This is a genomic window from Halopseudomonas xiamenensis (genome assembly GCF_014219065.1).
GTDB lineage: Bacteria > Pseudomonadota > Gammaproteobacteria > Pseudomonadales > Pseudomonadaceae > Halopseudomonas > Halopseudomonas xiamenensis.
Genome location: NZ_JACLGO010000020.1, coordinates 21,264 through 36,821, shown reverse-complemented (window position 1 = coordinate 36,821; position 15,558 = coordinate 21,264). Strand labels below are relative to the sequence as shown.

The following is a 15,558-nucleotide window of genomic DNA, read 5'->3' as shown; positions in this document are numbered from 1 at the left end:
CATAGGCAGGACAGATAAGTCCCACCTCGTCATCCTTCGCGCAGGCGAAGGATCCAGGGTGCCGGCTGACTCGGAGTGGCCGGTGGATCCTTCGCCTGCGCGAAGGATGACGAGGGGGATGACGGATGCCGAGAGAATGTTGGCGTGCCGCGAGGGGAGTGCCTTGAGGTGCGGCGGATCTGAGAGGAGCAGTAGGGTACGAGAACCTAGTCGATGCGCTCGAACTTCAGATCCCATACCCCATGCCCGAGGCGCTCGCCGCGCTTCTCGAACTTGGTGATCGGGCGCTCATCCGGGCGCGGGATGTAGGTGCCATCGGCAGCCTGGTTGCGGTAACCCGGCGCAGCACTCATCACTTCCAGCATGTGCTCGGCGTAATGCTCCCAGTCGGTGGCCATGTGCAGCACACCGCCGATCTTCAGCTTGCGCCGCACCAGCTCGGCAAAGGCCGGCTGCACGATACGCCGCTTGTTGTGCTTCTTCTTGTGCCAGGGGTCGGGGAAGAACAGCAGCAGGCGGTCGAGGCTGGCGTCAGGGATCGCCTGGTTCAGTACCTCGATGGCATCGCAGTCGTACACCCGCACGTTGCTCAAGCCGGCATTCAACAGTCCGTTGAGCAAGGCACCGACGCCGGGGCGATGCACCTCGATGCCGATGAAATCCTGCTCCGGCGCCGCCTGGGCCATCTCCAGCAGCGAATGGCCCATACCGAAACCGATCTCCAGCGTGCGCGCTGCCTGTCGCCCGAACAGCGCATCCAGCTCCAACGGGCCATCGGCCAGGTCCAGGCCGAACAGCGGCCAGCCCTTTTCCACGCCGCGTTGCTGGCCTTCGGTCATGCGCCCGGCACGCATCACGAAACTGCGGATGGTGCGCCGTGGCTGGCTCTCAGACTGATCCTGTTCTTGCGGGTTGTCGTTCACGTCACTCATTGCCAACGAAGGTTCCTTCCCAGGGCGACGAGGCCGCCGCATACAGCCGGCGCGGCATGCGCCCGGCCAGATAGGCGCCACGGCCTGCCAGTACCGCGTGCTTCATGGCCTCGGCCATCAGCACCGGCTTCTGCGCACCGGCAATGGCGGTATTCATCAACACCCCGGCACAACCCAGCTCCATGGCGATCGCCGCATCCGAGGCGGTACCGACGCCGGCATCCACCAGGATCGGCACAGTGGCTTCTTCCAGGATGATACGCAGGTTGTAGGGGTTGCAGATGCCCAGACCGGAACCGATCAGGCCGGCCAGCGGCATCACCGCGACACAGCCGATCTCGGCCAGCTGGCGGGCGATGATCGGGTCGTCGCTGGTATACACCATGACATCGAAGCCATCCTTGACCAGCACTTCGGCGGCCTTGATGGTTTCCACCACGTTGGGGAACAGCGTCTTCTGGTCAGCCAGCACTTCCAGCTTGACCAGATTGCGCCCGTCCAGCAGCTCGCGGGACAGGCGGCAGGTGCGCACCGCATCTTCGGCGGTGAAGCAGCCGGCGGTATTCGGCAGTATGGTGTAGCGGTCCGGCGGGACGACGTCGAGCAGATTCGGCTCACCCGGGTTCTGGCCGATATTGGTACGCCGGATGGCCACGGTGACGATCTCGGCGCCGGAGGCCTCGATCGCCTGCCGGGTCTCTTCCATGTCCTTGTACTTGCCGGTCCCCACCAGAAGACGGGAACGATAAGTTACGCCAGCTATCTCGAAGGCGTCTTGCTGCATATCTGTCATGGTCTACTCCGCTGGGCTGCGTGGCCGGCAGTGTACGTTAGCCGCCACCAATGGCGTGAACGATCTCGACCCGGTCGCCGTCATTCAGACGTGTGTCGGCATACTGACTACGCGGCACTATCTCCAGATTCAGCTCGATGGCCAGTCGCTTGCCGGTCAATCCCAGCCGCTCGACCAGATCGGCCAGGCTGATGGAGGAATCGAGAGGATGGGCTTCGCCATTCAATTTGATCTGCATGGAACAACTCGATAAGGGGTGAATCGGCCGGTAATGATAGCGTAAAGAAGGGTTTTTTGACTAATGCTCGGGTGCCCCCTCTCCCCAGCCCTCTCCCGCGAGGGGAGAGGGGGCAGTCCGAGTTGGCTGTTACCTAAATTGTTAGTTTGTAACCCATGTTGCTGGTCTGATCTGTTACCTATGTTGCCGGTTTGCACAAGCTTGCTCCCTCTCTCCTCGCGGGAGAGGGCTGGGGAGAGGGGGGAACAAACTCACCGCACCCGCAACGCCCCCACCCCGAAACACAACCACCCCAGCATGAAACACACCCCGCCCATCGGCGTGACCACACCCAGCCGCAACCCGGCCAGGGTCATCAGGTACAGACTGCCGGAAAACAGCAGGGTACCCAGCACGAACAACCCGCCGGACGCCTTGAACAGCACATTTTCCGGCTGGCGCAGCAGCAACAGCCCCACGCCGATCAGGGCTGCAGTGTGCCACAGCTGGTACTGCACCCCGGTCTGGAATACCGCCAGCATGCCCTCCGGCAGGCGGGCGCGCAGGCCGTGGGCGGCGAAGGCGCCGAGGGCCACGCCGGTGAGGCCGCTGAGCGCTGCCAGCGGCAGAAAGACTCTTGCCATCAAATTCGTCCCCCGGATGTTTATACTGTGACCGATTCTAACCCGAGCCATCGCCATACAGGACCTTCGTGAAGACACTCCTGCGCAAATCCCTCAAATGGCTGCTGATCCTGCTGCTGTTCAGCCTGCTGCCGGTAATCCTGCTACGCTGGGTGCCGGTGCCCGGCTCGATGTTGATGCTCGAGCGCTGGCTGGAGGCACGCGGCAACCCGCAGTTCACGCTACAACAGCGCTGGACGCCCTACCGCGAGATACCCGACAACATCAAGCTGGCGGTGATCGCCGCCGAGGACCAGCGTTTCGCCGAGCACCACGGCTTCGATCTCAAGGCCATCCGCGCCGCCCTGCAGCACAACCAGCGCGGTGGCAGTCTGCGTGGCGCCAGCACCCTGAGCCAGCAGGTAGCCAAGAACCTGCTGCTCTGGTCCGGCCGCAGCTGGCCACGCAAGGGGCTGGAAGCCTGGTTCACCCTGGCCATCGAAACCCTCTGGCCCAAGCAGCGTATTCTCGAGGTATACCTGAATATCGTCGAGTGGGACGATGGCGTGTTCGGCATAGCCGCCGCAGCCGAGCACCACTTTGGGGTGGCACCGAGCATGCTGTCCGACCAGCAGGCCGCCCAATTGGCAGCGGTGCTGCCCAGCCCACGCCGCTGGAGCGCCGCCAACCCACCGGCCCATGTGCTGCAACGCAGCCACTGGATTCAACAGCAGTCCCGGCAGCTCGGTGGTGCGCATTATCTACGGCAGATGGAAGCCGGCCAGGCCTGGCCGCAGTGGCTGAGCCTGACGCACTGGAAACAGCGCCTGAGTGAATGATGGGCGCCTGGTCAATCATCCGCCGTTAACGCATCCAGCCGCTGGGTCAGACTGCCACGGGACAACTCACCAAGACGCACGTCCTGCATAAGTCCTTCGGCATTGAAGAACAGGGTCACCGGCAGCCCCCGGTGAGCAAGCAGGTGGCCCATTTCCATACCCCTGTCCAGCAACACATTGTCCAGCTCCAATCGGTCACGCTGCAGGAAGTTGCGTACCGTATCGGCATCCTCACCCTGGTTGAGAAACACGAAGTGCACCTCCGGATGCCGCTCCTGAGCCTGCTGCAGCATCGGCATTTCCCGGCGGCAGGGCGGGCACCAACTGGCCCAGAGATTGATCACCACAGGCTTGCCCGCAAAACCGGGCAGGGACACTGCCTCACCATTGAGCGCGGTCACCGGCAAGGCCGGAAGCGGGCGATTCGCGCTGGTCGGTAACGCCGCCAACGCTGCGACCAGCAATACCCCCAGGCTGAGGGCAGACATGCCCTTGACGAGGGGCCTGGCTATCGCCGGGCGCCGGTATGTGATCAGTAGCGTACAACCCCAGACTGCCGCCAGACCCCACCATGGGCTCCAGCCACCATCCCGGATATCCAGCAGGCTCATTGGCTCGGCCAGATAGGCATCGGCATAACTGACAACAAAGCCCAGCCGGGCAGCCACCAGACCCACCACCAGCACCAGCCAGACCTGCACTTCAGCCTTCACTCCGGCACGCCTGGCGCCTCGCCCGGCGATCCACAGCGCCAGACAGGCCGCAATCAGCACCAGCAGTGCGTTCAACGGAATGGCAAACGGCCCTATGGGTATGAATATATTCATCAGCGGTATCCCCTGTTCTGTCACGAGGCGTCAGGGTAAACCAGCCGGCACCTCTAGCGGTCTTTGCATACCAACAAAGTTGTGCCTGAATGATTCCCTGGCTTCATCGCAGAGCCACACGCTGCGCCCACAGACACGCACCCAGCGTCAGCACACCGCACAAGGCTATCGCCAGGGGCAAGGTGGCGGGTCCGGGCGCAGCCAGGCTGACCAGGTAGCCGACCACCGCAGATAACAGGTAATGCAGACTGCCCATCAATGCCGACGCCACTCCCAGCTGCCGGCCAGCACTGCTCATGGTCAGCGCCGTCAGGTTGCCGAAGATCAGTCCCAGGCTGCCGACCGCTACGGCGAGCAGGCTGCAGTAGACCACCAACGAAGCCCAGCCCAGCTGCACCACGGCAAATAACAGCAGGCCGGACAGGCCATGCGCCACTATTCCCAGCAACATGATGTGGCGCGTTTGCCCACCGCGCTTGAGCAACAGGTTACTGATGCTTCCACCCAGCACCAGGGCGACGGAGTTGGCGGCAAACAGGTAGCTGAACTGCATGGCATCCAGCTTGAAGTGTTCAGTGAACACGAACGCCGAGGCACTGATGTAGACGAACAGCGAGCCGAGAATGAAGCCCCCGGCCAGGGTGTACAGCAAGAACACCGGATCACGCATCTGCCGACCGTAGGCCCGCAGGATGCCATCGACCTGCAGAGGCACCCGCTGCGCCACTGGCAATGAGTCGGGCAACGACCGCAGCCCCCACAACCAACCGGCGACACCCAGCCCGGCCAGCACCCAGAAGATCAGCCGCCAGCTGCCCCAGCCGAGCAGATAGCCGCCCACGATCGGCGCCAGAATGGGGGCGATCATCATGATCTGCATCAACAGGGAAAAGATCCGCGATGATTCCGTGACATCGCACAGATCGGCGACAATCGCCCGGGGCGCCACCAGCCCAGCCGCCGCGCCCAGCGCCTGGACGAAGCGTGCCGTCAGCAGCCATTCGACCGTCGGCGCCAGGGCAGCGCCAACCGAGCCAAGGGCAAAGATGGCCACCCCCAGCAACAACGGCAGGCGCCGGCCAAAACGATCCAGCAATGGGCCATACAGTGCCTGCCCAATGGCCAACCCCACCAGAAATACCGACAGCGTCTGCTGGATGCGCCCGGCGGAAACGCCCAGATCAGCGGCGATCTGCGGCATGCCCGGCAGATACATGTCGATGGCCATGGCATCCAGGGCGGTCAGCAGTGCCAGCAGCACGATCAAGGTCATGCCCAGTGCCGCCGTCGTGGGTGCTGCAGTGGACTCATTCATGTACGGCACTCCCATGTCCAGACCGCTGTAACAGGCCATCCTGCAGCACCTGCTGCAATGCCTGCAGGCGCGACTGCGCCTGGCGCGCGTCGGTATACACCAGCTTGACCTGCACACTGTCCACCAGGCCCAGGTAGACCTCCCCATACAGCTCGATATCAGCCGGCATCAGCCGCCCCCGGCCCCAGGCGCCGAGGCGTTCGGCAAAATCGCCCTGCAGCTGCGCCAGATAGGCCTCATGCCCCGCGCTGATCTGCGGCTCCAGCGCAGGCGGCGGCATATACCCGGTACGCAGCAGAAAGCGCAGTTGCTCGGACTTTTCGAAACGCTCGATCAGACTGGCGCAGTAGCTCGACCCCGGCAGCGCCGCCAGCGGCTCGGCAGCGAAGCAATCCCGGGCCAACCCGCACTCGGCCTGCAGCGCCTCGGCAAAAACCCGCATGAACAGGTCGTCCTTGCAACTGAAGTGTGAGTACAGGGAAGCCTTGCGTATGCCCACGGCCTCGGCAATCCGGGCCAGCGAGGAAGCATCGTAGCCATAGCTGGAAAAATGCGTGACGGCCGCAGCGGCAATCCGCTCGGCGGTTGGAATGGTGGTCATGCTGGTACTCCCGGTCAGTGCAAGCGAGGAGCGAGAGCTTAGCAGAGATACCTACCGACCGGTAGGTAGTAAAATCGATTGATCTGCGTAGACCAACAGGTGACGGGCAGGGGAAAGGGGTGTATATCAGGCGAGGCCGCCCGAATCGGCGGCCCCGTGCATGCCGTTATGCAGCTTTTTTCGCGGCTTTTTTCAGAGCCTTAATCTTCTTCTCATGCTTCTCGACCTTGGCCTCACGCGCCTTGATCTTCTGCTTGATGGATTTGGCGTTCTTCTCGGCGACGGCCTTGACTTTATTGGACATGACATGTCTCCTGTCTAGCTATTGGGGCGGCTCGGTAGATTCATGCTTCTTGATGAATTTACGAATGAACTGCCTGATTTCGCGGGCTGCGGTGGTGTCCAGCTGTTCACACAGCTGGACGAACTGCTCGCGTTCCGCAGTGCTGATACGGATCAGCAACTGGCTGTCCTTCTTGTTGAGTTTCACTTTCCTGGGCTTATCTGACATGGGTGCACTCGCGCAAAAAAATAAATCTCAAGCCAAAAAACAATATACATTGTCTATACGTTTTTATTTAATGCAAACCCTCTGCTGCTGACCCCGGATCAGCGCTGCCCGCCCAGCCACTCCCGCAGTTCGCTGGGCAGCAGGCCGGTCCAGCGCCGTAGCGAACGGCGGAAGTTGGCGCGGTCGTTGAAGTTGAGGTAGTCGGCCACCTCGTCGCTGGTATAGCCGCGGCTCTGGTAGAGCTCCAGTGCCACGCTGGAGCGGGCCTGATCCAGCTGTTCCTGAAAATGCGTACCGTGCTTCTGCAGTTTGCGCTTGAGCGTTGCCGGGCTCATGCCGAAGGACTCCGCCACTCCCTCCAGCCGCAGGGGCTGGCGAATCTGCGCCAGCAGATGGTCATGCAGGCCGTCCAGCAGACTCTGCACTGCCGGCAGCGCTGCAAGCATGGCCAGACCTTCCTGTTCGGCAACTTGACCGGCAGTCGCCGAGGCCCCCGCCCAGGGCTGGTGCAGGTACTTGCGTGGCAGGCACATCTGGTTCAGCGGGCTGTCGAAACGCAGCTGTTCGCCCAGATGCACCCAGTACTGCTCGATGTAGCGCGGCTGCGTATGCGCCAGGTGGAATAACCAGGGCAGTCGCTGGCCGGACAACCACTGACTGACACCCGTCAGCGCCGCCATACTGGCCTCGACCAGAAACACGTCCTGCCCGCCAGCACCGAAGCAGTCACCCCAGTCCAGCCAGACATACCGCTCGTCCACCCGCAAGCGCAGGCGCAGCAGGGGCCACAGCAGCGGCTGCAAACGCACCAGCCGCTCCAATGCCTCCAGCAGATTGGTGGCATGGCGCAGGGCGTGGCTGGCCGCACCGTAGTGACCGGGCAGCCACTGCTGACCCAGCAGAAAGCTGGTGTCATCGGCTTGCATCTGCTGCTGCACATTGCTGATCAGGCGCAGAAACTGCAGCGGGCTGATCAGCCGATTGCCGGCAAGGATGTCCTCATGGAATAGCCCGGTCCCCTGCAGCAACCGGTGCACATTGACGCCCCGGCCAAGAGCCAGGTCGATCAGGCTGGCGGGCTGATAGTGCGCCGGAATAAAGCGCGTATCGCACTCCAGCCACCCCGCTGCCCGCTCGCCCCTATCCATACTGCACCGTCAGATTCTGCTTGGCCCGAGCCATGGCGATATTCAATCGCTGCAGCAGGCTGCTGGTATCCTCGTCGCGGGCCATCAACGCCACCACCGTAGCAGACAACTCGATACGCTCGCCCTGGCGGCTGCTCTTGTAGGCCAGGCTGCGCACCGCCTGACCCATCTCCCCGGCCAGCAGTTGCGCCTGACGCTCTCCGGTATGCGGTAGGGTCACCACGAATCGATCCCCGGCCAAGCGACACAGCAGGTCATGCTGGCGTAGGTTGAGCAGCAGCAATTGAGTCAGCACCTGCAGCAAACGATCCCCTTCAGCGTGGCCATATTCCCTGTTTATCCTGGAGAAGGCATCCAGATCCAGCATGATGACCGACAATGGCTGCCGCGCATTGCTCGCCTCACCCAGCGCCAACTGCAATTGCGCCCGCAGATAGTTGGCATCCCCCAGCGGGGTCAGTTTGTCGAACTGACGGTGTTCACGGAACAGCCGCTCCCGGTTGCGCATCTGCTCATTGATCGCCAGTTGTTCGCGGTGCCAGTGAAAAATACCCAGGGTCAGCAGGATAAAGCCAACCGGCATAGGTCCGGATTCCAGCCAGCCGTCCCAGTTGATCGCGACAGGCAAGGCGATGAATTCGTCTACGGTATCCATGAACAGGCTGAAAAACAGACAGCCCAGCCCCGTGAACAACAGATCGGTCACATAGCCCGCCGGTCGGCTCTTGAGCAGCAGCCCGATCCACACCAGTATCAATACCGCCGAGCCGCCCTCCCCGGCCACATCCAGCCAGTCCCAGGCCGAGACCGGTTTGATCTCACCCGACAACAGATGCAGGATCAGCCCGAGATTGGCGGCGATCAGCAGGACGGTCAGCTTTATGCGATGGGTGGCGAGCATGGATGTCATGATGGTTCTCCGTTCATGCTCGCCAGCTAAGCAGCTGCATATGACAATGCTGTTGCATCGCCCGGGGTCATATCAGCTCAGCGCGCTGGGCTCAGGCACGCCACCTTTTCTCCGCCAGCACTGCTGTTCCCCACTCATTCCGCGCCTTCACAACGGAAGATGACCAAGGAAAGGCCAGGGGAAAGGGTCAAATCAGCTCAAAACCGACCAGTTACCCCATATATCCTGACTTTTCACCACTATTGATGACAACCTGGTCACATAACTGACATCTGCCCCACCTAACTTGCCTCCCCAGAAAGCCCGCACAGGCCGCTTTTTCCAGGGGAGGATCAATCCATGTTCGCAGCACACATCACCATCCGTCACAGCGGATTCCGCCTCAGCGCTCTGGCGCTGGCCATCGCTATAAGCGCGCCGCTGGCGGCACAGCAACAGCAGCCGGAGGTCGTCGATGTGATCGGCCAGGCTGCCCAGCTGGAACAGGCACTGGACGACCAGCGCCGCGCCAGCACCATCAAGAGCGTGGTGCATGCCGACGCCATCGGTCAGCTCCCGGACGATAACGCCGCCGAGGCGCTGCAGCGCATTCCCGGCCTGTCGGTCGAGCGCGACCAAGGTGAAGGCCGCTTCGTGCGGGTACGTGGGCTGGGCTCGGATCTGAACAGCGTGACCATCAACGGTACCCTGGTACCAGCCCCGGAGAGCGACCGCCGCGCGGTGGCCATGGACGTGCTGCCCAGCGAACTGGTGCAGTCGCTGTCGGTAGTCAAGACCCTGACCCCGGACATGGACGCCAATTCCCTCGGTGGCACCATCGAGGTGGAAAGCCTGTCGGCCTTCGATCATGACGGCCTGTTCTACAGTCTCAGCGCCGAGGGCAGCCATGATGAGAACACTGGCAACAACAGCCCCAAACTGTCCGGCGCCTTCAGTAACCGTTTCAGTATCGGCGATGGTGTGGACAACTTCGGTATCGCTGCGGCGCTGAGCTGGCAGGAGCGGAAGTTCGGCTCGGACAACGTAGAAACCGGCGGTGCCTGGGACTTCGATGACGGCAACCGGCTGGAAGAAGTCGAGCAGCGCCGCTACGACATCACCCGCGAGCGTACCGGCCTGGGCCTGAACCTGGACTACCGCCCGGACGAGCACAGCGAGGTCTGGTTCCGCAGCCTGTACAGCCGCTACAAGGACGATGAGGTACGCCAGGGTCTGGTAACCGAGTTTGCCGACCCACAGCTGCCCGGTGAGCTGGGCGATGCCGAGGTCAGTCGCGAGCTCAAGGCCCGCGAGGAGACCCAGGAGGTCAAGAGCTTCGTGTTTGGCGGCAAGCGCCAGCTCGGCGACTGGGGACTCAGCGCCCAGGCCGGCTACAGCAAGGCCGGCGAGGACAGCCCTGGCGGCATCGGTAATGCCGCCTTCGAAGGCAATGATGACTTCAGCAATATCGGCTACGACAGCACACGCAAGCCGCGTCTGCGCGCCGGGCAAGACTATTACGACCCGAACAACTTCACCCTGACCGAGGTGGAATGGGAAAAGCAGCGCACCACCGATACCGAGAAGAACATCAAGCTCGACCTGACCCGTGACTTTCAGCTGAGCGGCCTGCCCTCGCAGCTGGCCTTTGGCGGCAAGCTCAGCCGCCGGGAAAAGAACAACGACCTGGATGTCTGGGTCTACGAAGACTTCGACGAACTGGGTTTCAGCGACGCTCAACTGAATCTATCGCGCTTCAGCCGCAGCACCGCCGACTACGGCCTGGGCCGCTTCGGGCCGCGAATTTCCGACCGCGCAGTGAAAGACCTGGTCAGCGGCCTGGATCGGGCCGACTTCTACGATGAGGAAGAGTCGCGCATCAACGACTTCACCATCGAGGAGGACATCAATGCCGCCTATGTGATGAATACCCTGGATATCGACGACCTGCGCATCATCGCCGGCCTGCGTTACGAAGGCACACGCATGAAGGCCCGAGGCACCGGACTGGACCAGGGCGAGTTCGTCGCCAACAACACCAGCAAGAAATATGACCACTGGCTGCCGGGCCTGCACGCCATCTATCAGCTCAACGACAAGACCCAAGTCCGCGCCGCCTGGACCAACAGCGTAGTGCGTCCGACCTTCGGCCAGCTGTTCCCCGGCTTCGTACTGGATGACGACGAGGCGGAGTTCGGCAACCCCGATCTCAAGCCGCTGGAGTCAACCAACTTCGATCTCGGCATCGAGCACTACATGGGTCGTGCCGGTGCGGTATCTGCCTTCGTGTTCTACAAGGATATCGACAACTTCATCTATACCGCCGACATCGCCGGCACAGGTGAATACACAGGCTTCAGCGAAGCCATCACCTCAGTCAACGGTGACAGCGCCAAGGTCTACGGTCTGGAGCTGGCCTACTCGCAGAAGTTCGGCTGGCTGCCCGCCCCATGGAACGGGCTGCTGGTCAACGCCAACACCACCTTCACCCGATCCGACGCCGATATCGAACAGTTCGACCCGGATCTGGGCGCCATGCGCAGCCGCAGCATCCGCCTGCCCGGCCAGTCCGACATCACCGGCAACCTGACCCTGGGCTGGGAGAACGACCAGCTCAGCCTGCGCCTGTCGGCCAACTACAAGTCCGACTACCTGGACGAAGTGGGTGACGTGCTGGACGCCCGTTACGACTACAAGGTGGATGACCAGCTATTCGTCGACTTCAGCGCCAGCTACTTCCTGCGCGACAACCTGCAACTGTTCTTCGAGGCGCAGAACCTGACCGACGAATCCTATTACGTCTACACCGGCAAACGCCGCTACAACGCCCAGTACGAGGAATACGGACCCAGCTACAAGATCGGCCTGACCCTGACCCACTTCTGAGTGACCGGTGCGGCGGGCCAGTGCCTGCCGCGCCTCCGCTTCCCTGCAGCAAGGATTATCCCATGCCACCCCGTTTTCATTTGACCACACTGGCCACGCTGGCCCTGTCCGGTCTGCTCAGCGCCTGCTCCAGCGCAGACGACAGCGCAACCACTGCTGTCGCCTCCCCGACCCCGGCCAGCGAGCCACAGCCGGCCAGCGCTGGCACCCTGCACAGCTGGCCCCCCGCCCACGCCCAGCGCGCCGAATCCTGGCTGCTGCTGGATAATGGCCAGCGGCTGGCCGCCGACGCCGACGGCCTGTGGCTGCTGGATCAGCACGGCGAGCAGCTGGCACAGCACTCAGGCAACTTCAGCACCCTGGATGCAAGGGTCCAGGATGGGCAACTGCTGATCGCCACCACCGAGACCGCACGCCAACAGCCGACCCTGCTGCAAGCCGATGCCGGCAGCCTGACCGCACACCACAAACTGGTACTGCCGAGCAGCGCATACCGTGTCGAGAACCTGTGCCTGTACCGCGATGACGCCCACAACCTGCATCTGTTTGTCATCGGTGAGGAAGGCAAGGGTGATCAGTGGCTGGTCGGCAGCGCTAGTCAACTGCTGAATCAGCCAGCCCATATACGCAGCCTCGGCCTGCCGCCGGAAGCCGAGCATTGTGCGGTAGATGAGCTGCAGCACCTGCTCTACGTCAACGAGGAAAGCGTCGGCATCTGGGCCTACGGCGCCCACCCCGAGGCGGAACTGGGTCGCCAGCCGGTGGACATGCTGGCTCCCTTCGGCGGCCTGCAGGAGTTGGTCGCCGGTCTGGCTGTGGTACCCGGCGGCCTGCTGGCGCTGGATGCCGAGGCACGCCGACTGCACAGCTACCGGCTGACCGAGGATGGCTGGCAGGCGCTGGAGCCGGTGGAGCTGAACGGCAGCGTCGAGCCGGAGCGGCTGACCGCACGGCTCAGCGACGGCCATGCCGAGCTGCTGATCCTCGATGGGGACGACGGCCAGCTGTACCAGAGTCGACTCGATTGGCCCTATCCGGCGCTGCGCAACAGCGAGCCGCTGCCAGTAGTCCAGCCACTGGTGCAGACCGAACCGGTACCCAGTGTCGGTGACGCCGCCGACGATCCGGCCATCTGGCTGCACCCCAGCGACCCTGCCCGTTCCCGAGTGCTGGGCACAGACAAGCGCAACGGTCTGGCGGTATACGACCTGCAGGGCCGACAGTTGCAGTACCTGCGTGTCGGTCGCCTGAACAACGTCGATGTACGCAGCGGCTTCCAGCTCGGCGAGCAGCAGCTTGACCTGGCCGTGGCCAGCAACCGCGACCATAACAGCCTGCACCTGTTTGCCATCGACCCGACCGGGGGCGAGCTGCGTGAGCTGGGCCAGATCGCCACGCCGCTGGCAGACATCTACGGACTGTGCATGGCCCGGGCGGCAGACGGACGCCTCTACGCCATCGCCAACGACAAGGATGGCCGCTTCCTGCAGTACCGGCTGGACGGCCACAGCGGCGAAATAAACGGCGAACTGGTACGCGAGTTCTCCGTCGCCAGCCAGCCCGAGGGCTGCGTGGTGGATGACCAGCGCCAGCGGCTGTTCATCGGCGAAGAGGGCGAAGCGGTCTGGGCACTGGATGCCGGCGAGGATGCCAGCACCGAGATGACCCGGGTGATAAGCGTCGGCGGTCCGGTCGAGGCGGATATCGAAGGCCTGGCTCTCTACCAGCACCCGGATCGCCCCTACCTGGTGATTTCCAGCCAGGGCAACGACAGCTATGTGGTCACCGACGCCGAACCACCCTTCACCCTGCGCGGCAGCTTCCGCATCGGCCTGAATGCCGAGCTGGGCATCGACGGGGTATCGGAAACCGACGGGCTGGAAGTCAGCTCGGCCAACCTCGGCGGCCCCTGGAGCGCCGGTATGCTGATGGTGCAGGACGGCCGCAAGCGCATGCCCGAAGGCAACCAGAACTACAAATACGTGCCCTGGCAAGCCATTGCCGATGCCCTGCAACTGGATTGAGGAAGCCAACCCATGGAAACCACTCACAACCTGTCCCCCTGGTCGCTGATTGCCGAAGCCAGCCTGCTGGTGCAACTGGTGATGTTGACCCTGGTACTCGCGTCGCTGATCTCCTGGTTCCTGATCATCCAGCGCAGCAGCCTGATGGGTGCGGCCAGGCGTTCGCTGACCGACTTCCAGCAGCGCTTCCGCTCGAAGGACACCGACCTCGCGCAGCTCTACCAACAGCAACAGGCCGACGGCTCCGGCATCGAAGGCATCTTCCACGCCGGCTATCAGGAGTTCGCTCACCTGCAGCAGCAGAACAGTGAACCGGACGCGGTAATGGAAGGCGTACAGATGGCCATGCGCGTGGCCATTGCCGAGGAAGAGGAACGCCTGGAAAAAAATCTGCCGTTCCTCGCCACGGTCGGCTCGGTGAGCCCCTATATCGGCCTGTTCGGTACCGTGTGGGGCATCATGAACTCCTTTATCGGCCTGTCGCAGACTGAGCAGGCGACCCTGGCAGCGGTCGCGCCGGGGATTGCCGAGGCGCTGATCGCCACCGCCATCGGCCTGTTCGCGGCGATTCCTGCAGTGATCGCCTACAACCGCTTCGCCGCGCGCAGTGCAGGGCTGATCAACCGCTATTACAGCTTCGCCGAGGAGTTCTCGACCATCCTCCACCGGCGCCTGCACAACCGGGCGGGGCACTGAGTCATGCGCCCGCATCGCCGCAAGGCCTCGCTCAACTCGGAAATGAACGTGGTGCCCTATATCGACGTGATGCTGGTGCTGCTGGTGATCTTCATGGTCACCGCACCGATGCTCACCCAGGGCGTGCAGATCGAGCTGCCCAAGGTCGCCAGCGAGACGCTGGCCAATGACGACCCGCTCAATATTGTCACCCTGTCGATAGATGATGGCGGTTACTACCACTGGAATGAAGGCGACACGGTGAACACCGAGGAGTACACCGACAGCGCCGACTCGCTGGAGGATATGCGCCAGCGCATCGGTGCCCTGGTCGCCGCCCGACCCGAGACCCAGGTATTCATCCGGGCCGACCGCCATGCCGATTACGGCGCGGTGATCGAAGGCATGGCCGCCCTGCAACAGGGCGGCATCACCCGGCTGAGCCTGATTACCGAGGCGCCCTGACGCATGAACGAGTTGATCACACCACGCCGGCACCACCGCAGCGAAAGCTGGCTGCTGCCCGCCGCAGCCACCCTGCTGCTGCACGGCGGGGCCTTCTGGATGCTCTACAGCAGTTGGTCACCCGAGCCGCCAGCCAGCGCACCGCCGTCGGTGATGGTCATGCAGCTGGTCAGCCTGCCCAGCCCAGTACCAGAACCCCTGGCGCCTGCACCCGAACCGCCGCCCGAACCGGTGGTGGAAGCCGAACCACCAGCGCCGGTGGAGCCGCAGGTGGATCAGGCCGAGATCGCCCGCAAGCGACTGGAAGAGCAGCACGAACGCGAGCGTCTGGAACAGCAACGCCTGGCCGAACAGCAGCGCCAGCAGGAACAGGAAAGACAGCGGCAGCAGGAGCAGGCCCGCCAGGAGCAGCAGCAACGCGAACTGGCCGAGCGGCATGCCCTGGAACAGCAGAGCCTGGCCGCCGAGGCCGAAGCCCGGGCGCTGGCCGACGCCGAGGCGGCACGGCGCGCTGCCGAAGCCGCCGCCATTGCCCAGTACCAGCCGATCAGCAAGCAACCCCCGACCTATCCCCGGCGGGCACTGGATCGCGGGCTGGAAGGCGACTGTACGGTGAGCTACACGGTCACCCAGGACGGTCGCGTCAGCGACCCGCAGGTGGTCGACGGCGCCTGTGACGACCCGCTGTTCGCACGCCCATCGCTGGCCGCCGCCAAGTCCTTCCGCTACCAGCCACGGACGGTCAACGGCCAGCGTGTCGCCGTTCACGACGTGCGCAACACCTTCCGCTACCGCATTGAATGACGAGCAGAC

General features: G+C 63.2%; 17 protein-coding genes. 6 read left to right on the top strand and 11 right to left on the bottom strand.

Annotated elements, in window-relative coordinates:
• Positions 1 to 206 precede the first annotated feature (206 nt).
• The 4 genes from trmB to H6X51_RS13525 all read right to left on the bottom strand — a co-directional run bounded on the left by trmB (position 207) and on the right by H6X51_RS13525 (position 2,586).
• Positions 207 to 932: a tRNA (guanosine(46)-N7)-methyltransferase TrmB gene (trmB, locus tag H6X51_RS13540; RefSeq protein ID WP_185268023.1), complete on the bottom strand. Its 726-nt coding sequence runs from the start codon at positions 930 to 932 to the stop codon at positions 207 to 209.
• A complete protein-coding gene (locus tag H6X51_RS13535) occupies positions 925 to 1,725 on the bottom strand; it encodes a thiazole synthase (RefSeq protein WP_185268022.1) in 801 nt (266 codons plus the stop codon). The genes trmB and H6X51_RS13535 overlap by 8 nt, the downstream gene beginning before the upstream one ends.
• A 37-nt stretch (positions 1,726 to 1,762) precedes the next feature.
• Positions 1,763 to 1,963 (bottom strand): sulfur carrier protein ThiS, encoded by a 201-nt coding sequence (gene thiS, locus H6X51_RS13530; protein WP_185268021.1) that lies wholly within the window; start codon positions 1,961 to 1,963, stop codon positions 1,763 to 1,765.
• Between the two features lie 251 nt (positions 1,964 to 2,214).
• Positions 2,215 to 2,586 (bottom strand): DUF423 domain-containing protein, encoded by a 372-nt coding sequence (locus tag H6X51_RS13525; RefSeq protein ID WP_185268020.1) that lies wholly within the window; start codon positions 2,584 to 2,586, stop codon positions 2,215 to 2,217.
• Between the two features lie 68 nt (positions 2,587 to 2,654).
• Here H6X51_RS13525 and mtgA point away from each other — a divergent pair, with 68 nt between their 5' ends.
• On the top strand, positions 2,655 to 3,404 hold the full coding sequence (mtgA, locus tag H6X51_RS13520; protein WP_185268019.1) for a monofunctional biosynthetic peptidoglycan transglycosylase: 750 nt from the start codon (positions 2,655 to 2,657) through the stop codon (positions 3,402 to 3,404).
• An 11-nt stretch (positions 3,405 to 3,415) separates the two neighbouring features.
• Here mtgA and H6X51_RS13515 read toward each other — a convergent pair whose 3' ends face one another.
• The 7 genes from H6X51_RS13515 to H6X51_RS13485 all read right to left on the bottom strand — a co-directional run bounded on the left by H6X51_RS13515 (position 3,416) and on the right by H6X51_RS13485 (position 8,716).
• Positions 3,416 to 4,231 carry a TlpA disulfide reductase family protein gene (locus tag H6X51_RS13515; RefSeq protein ID WP_185268018.1) on the bottom strand — a complete coding sequence of 272 codons (816 nt, stop codon included), beginning with the start codon at positions 4,229 to 4,231 and terminating at the stop codon, positions 3,416 to 3,418.
• Positions 4,232 to 4,334: 103 nt separating this feature from the next.
• Positions 4,335 to 5,546, bottom strand: coding sequence for a multidrug effflux MFS transporter (locus H6X51_RS13510; protein WP_185268017.1), 1,212 nt, complete (start codon positions 5,544 to 5,546; stop codon positions 4,335 to 4,337).
• A complete protein-coding gene (locus H6X51_RS13505; protein ID WP_185268016.1) occupies positions 5,539 to 6,147 on the bottom strand; it encodes a TetR/AcrR family transcriptional regulator in 609 nt (202 codons plus the stop codon). Before H6X51_RS13505 ends, H6X51_RS13510 begins: the two co-directional genes overlap by 8 nt.
• A gap of 166 nt (positions 6,148 to 6,313) precedes the next feature.
• Positions 6,314 to 6,451, bottom strand: a complete 138-nt coding sequence (locus H6X51_RS13500) for a hypothetical protein (protein ID WP_185268015.1) — start codon at positions 6,449 to 6,451, stop codon at positions 6,314 to 6,316.
• Positions 6,452 to 6,469: 18 nt separating this feature from the next.
• The gene (locus tag H6X51_RS13495; RefSeq protein WP_185268014.1) at positions 6,470 to 6,658 is read right to left on the bottom strand and encodes a hypothetical protein; all 189 of its coding nucleotides are present in this window, start codon (positions 6,656 to 6,658) and stop codon (positions 6,470 to 6,472) included.
• A gap of 98 nt (positions 6,659 to 6,756) precedes the next feature.
• Positions 6,757 to 7,806 carry an AraC family transcriptional regulator gene (locus H6X51_RS13490; RefSeq protein ID WP_185268013.1) on the bottom strand — a complete coding sequence of 350 codons (1,050 nt, stop codon included), beginning with the start codon at positions 7,804 to 7,806 and terminating at the stop codon, positions 6,757 to 6,759.
• Complete coding sequence (locus H6X51_RS13485) at positions 7,799 to 8,716, bottom strand: GGDEF domain-containing protein (RefSeq protein WP_185268012.1); 918 nt, start codon at positions 8,714 to 8,716, stop codon at positions 7,799 to 7,801. The genes H6X51_RS13490 and H6X51_RS13485 overlap by 8 nt, the downstream gene beginning before the upstream one ends.
• Before the next feature lie 339 nt (positions 8,717 to 9,055).
• On the opposite strand from H6X51_RS13485, the gene H6X51_RS13480 reads away from it, so the two are divergent.
• The 5 genes from H6X51_RS13480 to H6X51_RS13460 all read left to right on the top strand — a co-directional run bounded on the left by H6X51_RS13480 (position 9,056) and on the right by H6X51_RS13460 (position 15,549).
• Positions 9,056 to 11,581: a TonB-dependent receptor gene (locus H6X51_RS13480; RefSeq protein ID WP_185268011.1), complete on the top strand. Its 2,526-nt coding sequence runs from the start codon at positions 9,056 to 9,058 to the stop codon at positions 11,579 to 11,581.
• A gap of 62 nt (positions 11,582 to 11,643) precedes the next feature.
• A complete protein-coding gene (locus tag H6X51_RS13475; protein ID WP_185268010.1) occupies positions 11,644 to 13,605 on the top strand; it encodes a phytase in 1,962 nt (653 codons plus the stop codon).
• A 12-nt stretch (positions 13,606 to 13,617) separates the two neighbouring features.
• A complete protein-coding gene (gene tolQ, locus H6X51_RS13470; RefSeq protein ID WP_185268009.1) occupies positions 13,618 to 14,301 on the top strand; it encodes a protein TolQ in 684 nt (227 codons plus the stop codon).
• Between the two features lie 3 nt (positions 14,302 to 14,304).
• Positions 14,305 to 14,745, top strand: coding sequence for a protein TolR (gene tolR, locus H6X51_RS13465; RefSeq protein ID WP_185268008.1), 441 nt, complete (start codon positions 14,305 to 14,307; stop codon positions 14,743 to 14,745).
• A 3-nt stretch (positions 14,746 to 14,748) separates the two neighbouring features.
• Positions 14,749 to 15,549, top strand: coding sequence for an energy transducer TonB (locus tag H6X51_RS13460; RefSeq protein WP_185268007.1), 801 nt, complete (start codon positions 14,749 to 14,751; stop codon positions 15,547 to 15,549).
• Positions 15,550 to 15,558: the final 9 nt, after the last annotated feature.

Coding starts and splice junctions, on each gene's coding strand:
- H6X51_RS13505 (WP_185268016.1), bottom strand. CDS start 6,147: ATGACCACCATTCCAACCGCCGAGCGGATTGCCGCTGCGGCCGTCACG.
- H6X51_RS13495 (WP_185268014.1), bottom strand. CDS start 6,658: ATGTCAGATAAGCCCAGGAAAGTGAAACTCAACAAGAAGGACAGCCAG.
- tolQ (WP_185268009.1), top strand. CDS start 13,618: ATGGAAACCACTCACAACCTGTCCCCCTGGTCGCTGATTGCCGAAGCC.
- trmB (WP_185268023.1), bottom strand. CDS start 932: ATGAGTGACGTGAACGACAACCCGCAAGAACAGGATCAGTCTGAGAGC.
- H6X51_RS13485 (WP_185268012.1), bottom strand. CDS start 8,716: ATGACATCCATGCTCGCCACCCATCGCATAAAGCTGACCGTCCTGCTG.
- H6X51_RS13480 (WP_185268011.1), top strand. CDS start 9,056: ATGTTCGCAGCACACATCACCATCCGTCACAGCGGATTCCGCCTCAGC.
- H6X51_RS13525 (WP_185268020.1), bottom strand. CDS start 2,586: ATGGCAAGAGTCTTTCTGCCGCTGGCAGCGCTCAGCGGCCTCACCGGC.
- H6X51_RS13515 (WP_185268018.1), bottom strand. CDS start 4,231: ATGAATATATTCATACCCATAGGGCCGTTTGCCATTCCGTTGAACGCA.
- tolR (WP_185268008.1), top strand. CDS start 14,305: ATGCGCCCGCATCGCCGCAAGGCCTCGCTCAACTCGGAAATGAACGTG.
- H6X51_RS13535 (WP_185268022.1), bottom strand. CDS start 1,725: ATGACAGATATGCAGCAAGACGCCTTCGAGATAGCTGGCGTAACTTAT.
- thiS (WP_185268021.1), bottom strand. CDS start 1,963: ATGCAGATCAAATTGAATGGCGAAGCCCATCCTCTCGATTCCTCCATC.
- H6X51_RS13490 (WP_185268013.1), bottom strand. CDS start 7,806: ATGGATAGGGGCGAGCGGGCAGCGGGGTGGCTGGAGTGCGATACGCGC.
- H6X51_RS13475 (WP_185268010.1), top strand. CDS start 11,644: ATGCCACCCCGTTTTCATTTGACCACACTGGCCACGCTGGCCCTGTCC.
- H6X51_RS13460 (WP_185268007.1), top strand. CDS start 14,749: ATGAACGAGTTGATCACACCACGCCGGCACCACCGCAGCGAAAGCTGG.
- H6X51_RS13510 (WP_185268017.1), bottom strand. CDS start 5,546: ATGAATGAGTCCACTGCAGCACCCACGACGGCGGCACTGGGCATGACC.
- H6X51_RS13500 (WP_185268015.1), bottom strand. CDS start 6,451: ATGTCCAATAAAGTCAAGGCCGTCGCCGAGAAGAACGCCAAATCCATC.